This window comes from Tatumella sp. UCD-D_suzukii (assembly GCF_000611875.2).
Classification (GTDB): Bacteria; Pseudomonadota; Gammaproteobacteria; order Enterobacterales; family Enterobacteriaceae; genus Tatumella; species Tatumella ptyseos.
The window spans coordinates 1-4,236 of record NZ_JFJX01000065.1 but is presented as its reverse complement, the minus strand read 5'-3'; the positions used below and the strand labels follow the sequence as shown (position 1 = coordinate 4,236).

The window sequence follows — 4,236 nt, the reverse complement described above, 5'->3', positions numbered from 1 at the left end:
CGTTACTGGCTTTCCCGCTCAGATCGTCCCCGGCGGAATCGGTCAGCGTCACGTTGGCTGCTGCTGCCGGTGCCGTGGTCTCGACCGTCACAGGAATCGCGGCCGAAGGCTGGCTGGTATTGCCGGCCGCATCAGTGACCGTGGTGGTGATGCTGTGGCTGCCGTCGGCCAGGGCCGGCAGGGTGCTGCTCCAGCTGCCGTCGCTGCCCGCGGTGGCGGTGCCGATGGCTTTACCGTTGTCGAGGATAGTGACGGTGTCGCCGGCTGCCGCGGTCCCTTTGAGGATCGGGGTGGCATCGTTACTGGCTTTCCCGCTCAGATCGTCCCCGGCGGAATCGGTCAGCGTCACGTTGGCTGCTGCTGCCGGCGCCGTGGTCTCGACCGTGACAGGAATAGCCGCCGAAGGCTGGCTGGTATTGCCGGCGGCATCGGTGACCGTGGTGGTGATGCTGTGGCTGCCGTCGGCCAGGGCCGGCAGGGTGCTGCTCCAGCTGCCGTCGCTGCCCGCGGTAGCGGTACCGATGGCTTTACCGTTGTCGAGGATAGTGACGGTGTCGCCGGCTGCCGCGGTCCCTTTCAGGACCGGAGTAGAGTCATTTGTCTCCGCTCCGGACAGGTTATTACCGTTACCGTCGGTCAGTCCGACATCACCGGCTGCTGCCGGCGCCGTGGTCTCGATCGTGACAGGAATGGCGGCCGAAGGCTGACTGGTGTTGCCGGCCGCATCGGTGACGGTGGTGGTGATACTGTGGCTGCCGTCGGCCAGGGCCGGCAGGGTGCTGCTCCAGCTGCCGTCGCTGCCCGCGGTAGCGGTACCGATGGCTTTGCCGTTGTCGAGGATAGTGACGGTGTCGCCGGCTGCCGCGGTCCCTTTGAGGATCGGGGTGGCATCGTTACTGGCTTTCCCGCTCAGATCGTCCCCGGCGGAATCGGTCAGCGTCACGTTGGCTGCTGCTGCCGGCGCCGTGGTCTCGACCGTGACAGGAATAGCCGCCGAAGGCTGACTGGTATTGCCGGCGGCATCGGTGACCGTGGTGGTGATGCTGTGGCTGCCGTCGGCCAGGGCCGGCAGGGTGCTGCTCCAGCTGCCGTCGCTGCCTGCCGTGGCGGTGCCGATGGCTTTACCGTTGTCGAGGATAGTGACGGTGTCGCCGGCTGCCGCGGTCCCTTTGAGGATCGGGGTGGCATCGTTACTGGCTTTCCCGCTCAGATCGTCCCCGGCGGAATCGGTCAGCGTCACGTTGGCTGCTGCTGCCGGCGCCGTGGTCTCGACCGTGACAGGAATCGCCGCCGAAGGCTGACTGGTGTTACCGGCGGCATCGGTAACGGTGGTGGTGATGCTGTGGCTGCCGTCGGCCAGGGCCGGCAGGGTGCTGCTCCAGCTGCCGTCGCTGCCCGCGGTGGCGGTGCCGATGGCTTTACCGTTGTCGAGGATAGTGACGGTGTCGCCGGCTGCCGCGGTGCCTTTGAGGATCGGGGTGGCATCGTTACTGGCTTTCCCGCTCAGATCGTCCCCGGCGGAATCGGTCAGCGTCACGTTGGCTGCTGCTGCCGGCGCCGTGGTCTCGATCGTGACAGGAATCGCTGCCGAAGGCTGACTGGTATTGCCGGCCGCATCAGTGACCGTGGTGGTAATACTGTGGCTGCCGTCGGCCAGGGCCGGCAGGGTGCTGCTCCAGCTGCCGTCGCTGCCCGCCGTGGCGGTGCCGATGGCTTTACCGTTGTCGAGGATAGTGACGGTGTCGCCGGCTGCCGCGGTCCCTTTGAGGACCGGGGTGGCATCGTTACTGGCTTTCCCGCTCAGATCGTCCCCGGCGGAATCGGTCAGCGTCACGTTGGCTGCTGCTGCCGGCGCCGTGGTCTCGATCGTGACAGGAATGGCGGCCGAAGGCTGACTGGTGTTACCGGCCGCATCGGTGACGGTGGTGGTGATACTGTGGCTGCCGTCGGCCAGGGCCGGCAGGGTGCTGCTCCAGCTGCCGTCGCTGCCTGCCGTGGCGGTGCCGATGGCTTTACCGTTGTCGAGGATAGTGACGGTGTCGCCGGCTGCCGTGGTCCCTTTGAGGATCGGGGTGGCATCGTTACTGGCTTTCCCGCTCAGATCGTCCCCGGCGGAATCGGTCAGCGTCACGTTGGCTGCTGCTGCCGGCGCCGTGGTCTCGACCGTGACAGGAATCGCCGCCGAAGGCTGGCTGGTGTTACCGGCCGCATCGGTGACGGTGGTGGTGATACTGTGGCTGCCGTCGGCCAGGGCCGGCAGGGTGCTGCTCCAGCTGCCGTCGCTGCCCGCGGTGGCGGTGCCGATGGCTTTACCGTTGTCGAGAATGGTGACGGTGTCGCCGGCTGCCGCGGTCCCTTTGAGGATCGGGGTGGCATCGTTACTGGCTTTCCCGCTCAGATCGTCCCCGGCGGAATCGGTCAGCGTCACGTTGGCTGCTGCTGCCGGTGCCGTGGTCTCGACCGTGACAGGAATCGCAGCCGAAGGCTGGCTGGTATTGCCGGCGGCATCGGTGACCGTGGTGGTGATACTGTGGCTGCCGTCGGCCAGGGCCGGCAGGGTGCTGCTCCAGCTGCCGTCGCTGCCCGCCGTGGCGGTACCGATGGCTTTACCGTTGTCGAGGATAGTGACGGTGTCGCCGGCTGCCGCGGTCCCTTTGAGGATCGGAGTAGAGTCATTTGTCTCCGCTCCGGACAGGTTATTACCGTTACCGTCGGTCAGTCCGACATCACCGGCTGCTGCCGGCGCCGTGGTCTCGATCGTGACAGGAGTCGCGGCCGAAGGCTGACTGGTGTTACCGGCGGCATCGGTGACCGTGGTGGTGATACTGTGGCTGCCGTCGGCCAGGGCCGGCAGGGTGCTGCTCCAGCTGCCGTCGCTGCCCGCGGTGGCGGTGCCGATGGCTTTACCGTTGTCCAGAATGGTGACGGTATCGCCGGCTGCCGCGGTTCCTTTCAGGACCGGGGTGGTGTCATTTGTCTCCGCACCGGACAGGTTATTACCGTTACCGTCAGTCAGTCCGACATCACCGGCGGCTGCCGGTGCCGTGGTCTCGATCGTGACAGGAATGGCGGCCGAAGGCTGACTGGTGTTACCGGCCGCATCGGTGACGGTGGTGGTGATACTGTGACTGCCGTCGGCCAGGGCCGGCAGGGTGCTGCTCCAGCTGCCGTCGCTGCCCGCGGTGGCGGTGCCGATGGCTTTACCGTTGTCGAGGATAGTGACGGTGTCGCCGGCTGCCGTGGTCCCTTTGAGGATCGGGGTGGCATCGTTACTGGCTTTCCCGCTCAGATCGTCCCCGGCGGAATCGGTCAGCGTCACGTTGGCTGCTGCTGCCGGCGCCGTGGTATCGATCGTGACAGGAATCGCTGCCGAAGGCTGACTGGTATTGCCGGCGGCATCGGTGACGGTGGTGGTGATACTGTGGCTGCCGTCGGCCAGGGCCGGCAGGGTGCTGCTCCAGCTGCCGTCGCTGCCCGCGGTAGCGGTACCGATGGCTTTGCCGTTGTCGAGGATAGTGACGGTGTCGCCGGCTGCCGCGGTCCCTTTGAGGATCGGGGTGGCATCGTTACTGGCTTTCCCGCTCAGATCGTCCCCGGCGGAATCGGTCAGCGTCACGTTGGCTGCTGCTGCCGGTGCCGTGGTCTCGACCGTGACAGGAATCGCTGCCGAAGGCTGCCCGGTATTGCCGGCGGCATCGGTGACCGTGGTGGTGATGCTGTGGCTGCCGTCGGCCAGGGCCGGCAGGGTGCTGCTCCAGCTGCCGTCGCTGCCCGCGGTGGCGGTGCCGATGGCTTTACCGTTGTCGAGGATAGTGACAGTGTCGCCGGCTGCCGCGGTCCCTTTCAGGATCGGGGTAGAGTCATTTGTCTCCGCTCCGGACAGGTTATTACCGTTACCGTCGGTCAGTTCGACATCACCGGCTTCTGCCGGCGCCGTGGTCTCGATCGTGACAGGAATGGCGGCCGAAGGCTGACTGGTATTGCCGGCCGCATCAGTGACCGTGGTGGTAATACTGTGGCTGCCGTCGGCCAGGGCCGGCAGGGTGCTGCTCCAGCTGCCGTCGCTGCCCGCCGTGGCGGTGCCGATGGCTTTACCGTTGTCGAGGATAGTGACGGTGTCGCCGGCTGCCGCGGTCCCTTTGAGGATCGGGGTGGCATCGTTACTGGCTTTCCCGCTCAGATCGTCCCCGGCGGAATCGGTCAGGCTGATATCGCCTGCTTCTGCCGGCGCCGTGG

Annotated in this window: 1 protein-coding gene; it reads right to left on the bottom strand. The window is 66.6% G+C overall.

The annotated features are described in order from the left end of the window. Positions 1-4,236, bottom strand: a 4,236-nt coding sequence (locus tag CG67_RS15115; protein WP_025903772.1) for an Ig-like domain-containing protein, incomplete at both ends; no start/stop codon positions are given.